The organism is Cellulomonas sp. P5_C6 (genome assembly GCF_054049635.1).
Genome location: NZ_JBFULZ010000235.1, coordinates 1 through 5,729 on the forward strand (window position 1 = coordinate 1; position 5,729 = coordinate 5,729).

Annotated in this window: 6 protein-coding genes; 4 read left to right on the top strand and 2 right to left on the bottom strand. The window is 72.0% G+C overall.

Annotated elements, in window-relative coordinates:
- Both ACXJKG_RS18845 and ACXJKG_RS18850 read left to right on the top strand, forming a co-directional pair.
- The coding region (locus ACXJKG_RS18845; RefSeq protein WP_456847268.1) for an alpha-E domain-containing protein at positions 1-222 on the top strand (222 nt) is incomplete at its 5' end.
- Positions 219-1,058 (top strand): transglutaminase family protein, encoded by an 840-nt coding sequence (locus ACXJKG_RS18850; RefSeq protein ID WP_456847269.1) that lies wholly within the window; start codon positions 219-221, stop codon positions 1,056-1,058. The genes ACXJKG_RS18845 and ACXJKG_RS18850, both read left to right, overlap by 4 nt.
- A 3-nt stretch (positions 1,059-1,061) precedes the next feature.
- On the opposite strand, the gene ACXJKG_RS18855 is transcribed toward ACXJKG_RS18850, so the two are convergent.
- A complete protein-coding gene (locus ACXJKG_RS18855) occupies positions 1,062-1,772 on the bottom strand; it encodes a maleylpyruvate isomerase family mycothiol-dependent enzyme (protein ID WP_456847270.1) in 711 nt (236 codons plus the stop codon).
- 109 nt (positions 1,773-1,881) lie between these two features.
- On the opposite strand from ACXJKG_RS18855, the gene lepA reads away from it, so the two are divergent.
- Positions 1,882-3,762 (top strand): translation elongation factor 4, encoded by a 1,881-nt coding sequence (gene lepA / locus ACXJKG_RS18860; protein WP_456847271.1) that lies wholly within the window; start codon positions 1,882-1,884, stop codon positions 3,760-3,762.
- A complete protein-coding gene (gene hemW, locus ACXJKG_RS18865; protein ID WP_456847272.1) occupies positions 3,759-4,973 on the top strand; it encodes a radical SAM family heme chaperone HemW in 1,215 nt (404 codons plus the stop codon). The genes lepA and hemW overlap by 4 nt, the downstream gene beginning before the upstream one ends.
- A 26-nt stretch (positions 4,974-4,999) precedes the next feature.
- On the opposite strand, the gene ACXJKG_RS18870 is transcribed toward hemW, so the two are convergent.
- Positions 5,000-5,374, bottom strand: a complete 375-nt coding sequence (locus ACXJKG_RS18870) for a DUF4870 domain-containing protein (RefSeq protein ID WP_456847273.1) — start codon at positions 5,372-5,374, stop codon at positions 5,000-5,002.
- Positions 5,375-5,729 lie beyond the last annotated feature (355 nt).

The window sequence follows — 5,729 nt, forward strand, 5'->3', positions numbered from 1 at the left end:
GCCCTCGAGGGCACGTCGGACCGCTCGGCCGTCGACGACGCGCGGCGCCACATCGGCTTCGTCCGCACCAACCTCGAGTACCGCCCGCTGATCGAGGTGCTCGACAAGCTCCCCAAGGAGATGGAACGGGTGCAGCGCGCGTGCTCGGCGGCCTCGGACGCGATCCGGGGTCGGTACTTCCCGAGCTCGTCGTCGACGAACTGGGTAGGAGAGGCACTGTGAGCAGGCTGCGAGTGGTCCACACGTCGACGTTCCGGTACGGGAGCGCTGTGCTGGCGTCGTACAACGAGGCGCGCATGACGCCGGTCTCGCAGCACGGGCAGACGGTGCTCGAGACCAAGGTCGACGTGCAGCCGCACACCGGCTGGCACGAGTACCGCGACTACTGGGGGACGGCGGTCACCGCGTTCGAGGTGCTGACGCCGCACGAGTCGATGGTGATCACCGCGGAGCACCTGGTCGAGGTGGCGCAGCGCGCGCCGCTGCGGTCGCCGGCCGGCTGGGACACGCTGCGGGGCGCCGAGCTGCGCGACCGGCTGGCGGAGTTCCTCGCCGACACGCCGACGACCGCGCCGCCCGAGGACGTGGTCGAGCTGACCAGGCGGGTCGCCGCCGACCTGGAGCCGGCCGATGCGGCGCTCGCCGTGGCGAACGCGCTCCGCGACGAGATGGAGTACATCCCCGGTGTCACCACGGTGCACACCCCGGCCTCCGAGGCGTGGACGGCCCGGGCCGGTGTCTGCCAGGACATCGCGCACCTGGTGACCGGCGCGCTGCGGTCCATCGGGATCCCGGCGCGGTACGTCTCGGGCTACCTGCACCCCGACTCGGAGGCGGAGCTCGGCACGACCGTGCTGGGCGACTCGCACGCGTGGGTCGAGTGGTGGGTGGGCGAGTGGTTCGCCTACGACGCGACCAACCGGGTCATCGCGGGCGACCACCACGTGGTGCTGGCCAGGGGCCGGTCCTACGACGACGTCCCCCCGTTGCGCGGCATCTACGCCGGCGCCGGGACGCAGGACGCCGAGGTGCAGGTGCGGATCACGCGCGAGGCCTGACGGTCACGGGGTGAGGCGGCGGCCCAGCGCGTCGACGAGGGCCGCGGCGTCGCCGGTCATCGTGAGGCGCGCGTCCTCCGGCGTGGTCCGACCCCACAGGAGCAGGGCGAGGGCGTCGGCGGACCCGGTCACGGTGACGGACGGGTCGGGGACGGTCGGTGCGCCGAGCAGCCACGAGCGGCCGGCGTCGTCGGCCACGAGCGCGACCGGTGCCGCGAGCGGCTCCATCCGACCCATCCGCTCCTGCCGCGGCTGCATCACCGTGACCACCTCGTCGACCGTGTCCGCCCACAGCGCGGGCTCGACGTCGAGCCCGAGGCCGCCGGCGGKGCGCAGGTCCCACAGGTGCACGAGGGTCTCGTGCGTCTGGCGGCGGTGCCAGAACGACGCCGGTCCGTCGCCCACCAGCGTCCACGAGCGGGCATCCGGTCCGAGGGCCGCCAACGTCTCGCGCAGCTCCGCCGCGCAGGCCGCGTAGAGCTCCTCGAGCACGAACGGGCCGCGCCCGAGCGGCGTCTCCTGCTTGCGGCCGGCCTGGCCGGCGGCCCAGTGGTGGATCCGGGACAGGTGGACGACGAGGTCCCGCACGCGCCAGCGGCCGCACCAGGGCACGGGGGTGGTCGGGTCGACCTGCGGGATCGTCGCGAGGAACTGGTCCTGCAGGGCGCCGAGGGTGTCGAGGAGGCTCGGGGCGTCGGCACGGTCCGTCGTCATGGGACCATGGTGGGACCGACCACCGACAGCCGACAGGCTGACAGCCGTCACCGTCCGTCAGGATGGCGCCACCCCGCGCCGTCCGACTCCAGCGCCAGGAGCAGTCCGCTTGTCCCCGATCCCGAGTGCAGCCCTAGCGTCGCGCATCCATCCCGCGGCGACGGCGCCCGAGCTGCTGCGCAACTTCTGCATCATCGCGCACATCGACCACGGCAAGTCCACGCTGGCCGACCGCATGCTGCAGCTCACCGGCGTCGTCGACTCGCGGGCCATGCGCGCGCAGTACCTCGACCGGATGGACATCGAGCGCGAGCGCGGCATCACCATCAAGTCGCAGGCCGTGCGGATGCCGTGGGGTGTGGACGACAAGGCGTTCGCGCTGAACATGATCGACACGCCCGGGCACGTCGACTTCACGTACGAGGTGTCGCGGTCGCTGGCCGCCTGCGAGGGCGCCGTGCTGCTGGTCGACGCCGCGCAGGGCATCGAGGCCCAGACTCTCGCCAACCTGTACCTGGCGCTCGAGAACGACCTGACGATCATCCCGGTGCTCAACAAGATCGACCTGCCGGCCGCGCAGCCCGAGAAGTACGCCGAGGAGCTGGCCAAGCTCATCGGCGGCGAGCCCGAGGACTGCCTGCGGGTGTCCGGCAAGACCGGCGCGGGCGTCGTGGAGCTGCTCGACCGCATCGTCGAGCTGGTGCCGCCGCCCACCGGGGACGCGGACGCCCCCGCCCGCGCGATGATCTTCGACTCGGTCTACGACACCTACCGGGGCGTCGTCACCTACGTCCGCGTCATCGACGGCAACCTGAACCCGCGCGAGAAGATCGTCATGATGTCGACGCGCGCGACGCACGAGCTGCTCGAGATCGGCGTCATCTCCCCGGAGCCCGTGCCGACGAAGGGCCTCGGCGTCGGCGAGGTCGGSTACCTGATCACGGGCGTGAAGGACGTGCGCCAGTCCAAGGTCGGCGACACCGTCACCAACGCGAGCAAGCCCGCCGCGCAGGCCCTGGGCGGGTACTCCGACCCCAAGCCGATGGTGTTCTCGGGCCTGTACCCGATCGACGGCACCGACTACCCGATCCTGCGCGACGCCCTGGACAAGCTGAAGCTCAACGACGCCGCGCTCAACTACGAGCCCGAGACGTCGGTGGCGCTCGGCTTCGGGTTCCGGGTCGGCTTCCTCGGCCTGCTGCACCTCGAGATCGTCCGCGAGCGGCTCGAGCGCGAGTTCGACCTGGACCTGATCTCGACCGCCCCCAACGTCGTCTACGAGGTCACGCTCGAGGACAAGACGGTGGTCACGGTCACCAACCCGAGCGAGTTCCCCGCCGGCAAGATCGGCGACGTCAACGAGCCGATGGTCAAGGCGACGATCCTGTCCCCGAGCGAGTTCATCGGCGCGATCATGGAGCTCTGCCAGACCAAGCGCGGCGAGCTGCAGGGCATGGACTACCTGTCCGAGGACCGCGTCGAGCTCCGGTACGTGCTCCCGATGGCCGAGATCGTCTTCGACTTCTTCGACCAGCTGAAGTCCAAGACCCGTGGCTACGCGAGCCTCGACTACGAGCGCATCGGCGACCAGGTCGCCGACCTGGTCAAGGTCGACATCCTGCTGCAGGGCGAGACCGTCGACGCGTTCAGCGCGATCGTGCACAAGGACAAGGCCTACGCGTACGGCGTCATGATGACGGCCAAGCTCAAGGACCTCATCCCGCGGCAGCAGTTCGAGGTGCCCATCCAGGCCGCCATCGGCGCGCGGATCATCGCGCGCGAGACCATCCGGGCCATCCGCAAGGACGTCCTGGCCAAGTGCTACGGCGGCGACATCACCCGCAAGCGCAAGCTCCTCGAGAAGCAGAAGGAGGGCAAGAAGCGCATGAAGACGATCGGTCGGGTCGACGTGCCGCAGGAGGCCTTCATCGCCGCGCTCTCGAGCGAGCCCGCCGGGTCGGCCGGCGGCAAGGACGCGAAGAAGAAGTGAGCCCCGCCCTTCCCGAAGGGGATGTGGCTCCCGACGACGGCGCCCTGCCGCCGTCGGCCTTCGACGGCCTCGACCAGCGTGCCTTCGGCGTCTACCTGCACGTGCCGTTCTGCACGGTCCGCTGCGGGTACTGCGACTTCAACACCTACACCGCGACCGAGCTGGGCGGCGGCGCGAGCCAGAGCGCCTACGCGGACACGGCGCTGCGTGAGATCGAGCTGGCCGCCGGCATCCTGCCTCCCCGGCCGGTGAGCACGGTGTTCGTGGGGGGTGGCACGCCCACGGTGCTGTCGGTGCCCGACCTGTCGCGCATGCTCGGCGGTGTCCGCGACGCGTGGGGCCTTGCCGACGACGTCGAGGTGACCACGGAGGCCAACCCCGACTCGGTCACGCCCGAGTCGCTGGCCGCCCTGGCAGACGCCGGGTTCACGCGCGTGTCGTTCGGCATGCAGTCGGCGGTGCCGCACGTGCTGGCGACGCTGGACCGCACGCACGACCCGCGTCGGATCCCGGACGTCGTGCGTTGGGCGCAGGAGGCCGGCCTGTCCGTGTCGCTCGACCTCATCTACGGGACGCCGGGGGAGTCGCTCGACGACTGGCGGACCAGCGTCGAGGCGGCGCTGGCCACGGGTGTCGACCACGTCTCCGCGTACGCGCTGGTGGTCGAGCCCGGCACGCGGATGGCGGTCCAGGTGCGGCGCGGCGAGCTCGAGCTGCCCGACGGCGACGACCAGGCGGCGAAGTACGAGCTGGCGGACGACCTGTTCGAGGCCGCCGGGCTCGGCTGGTACGAGGTGAGCAACTGGGCGCGGACGCCCGCCGACGCCTGCCGGCACAACCTCAGCTACTGGCGCGGCGACGACTGGTGGGGGATCGGTCCCGGCGCGCACAGCCATGTCGGCGGGGTGCGCTGGTGGAACGTCAAGCACCCGCGCGCGTACGCGGACCGGCTGGACCGCGGCCTGAGCCCGGCGGCGGGGCGGGAGACCGTCACGGGCGACGGGGCCGTGCTGGAACGCCTCATGCTCGGCGTCCGGCTGGCCTCGGGTCTCGCGCTGGACGACCTGCCGACCGAGGCGCGCCCCTCGGTGGCTGGCCTCGTGGCTGACGGTCTGGTCGACGGCCGCGCCGCGGTCGCCGGGCGGCGGATCGTGCTGACGCGCCGCGGTCGGCTGCTGGCGGACGCGGTGGTCCGCACGCTCGTCGGCTGAGGGGCCTCAGCGCTCGGCCGAGGGCCTCAGCGCACCAGCTCGAGGCTGAACGGGTACCGGTACGAGCCGCCGCGCTGCACGGCGACGGCGGCGAGGATGCTCAGGACCAGGCTGATGATGCCGAGCGCGACGGAGCCGATCCAGCCGATGAAGCCGAGCACGGGGATCGCCCGGACGATCGCGCACGCCACCAGCCCGATGAGCACGGTCAGCTGGAAGTTGAGCGCCACGCGAGCCTCGTCGGCGGTGCCCTTCTCGCGGTTGACCAGCCAGATCACCAGCGCGGGGACCCAGCCGACGTAGAGGTAGGCCAGGATCCCGCCGAGGTGGGCGAGCATGCCCAGGTTCCTCGTCTGGTCCGCGCTGCTCGGCGGCGGGCTCTGCGGGTGCTCGTACGACATCGGGCTCGCTCCTCGTCCGGGGGCCGTCGACCTGACAGCACGCGCAGCCTACCGACGGTGCCGACGTCGCGTCGGGCGGTCCGACATGCCCGGTAGACCCGATTCCTTGACACGTGCCCCCGGCTTCGGTTCGCTCAGGCCTGGGCGACGAACGCCCTGTGACCAGGGAGGCCACGCATGAGCGAGAACCCCGGCGGTACCCCGCCGCGTGACGACGATCCCGCGCAGGCACCTGAGCCTGTCGTGCCCGAGACACCCCCTGTCGTGCCCGACCCCGTCGAGCAACCCGCCGCCGAGGCGGCACCGCCGGCGCCGCCCGCACCCGAGCCCGCCCCGCCCGTCACGCCCCCGGCCC

What these genes read in the sequence shown, in the direction of transcription:
- ACXJKG_RS18870 (WP_456847273.1), bottom strand. Translation starts at nt 5,374, where the DNA reads ATGTCGTACGAGCACCCGCAGAGCCCGCCGCCGAGCAGCGCGGACCAG.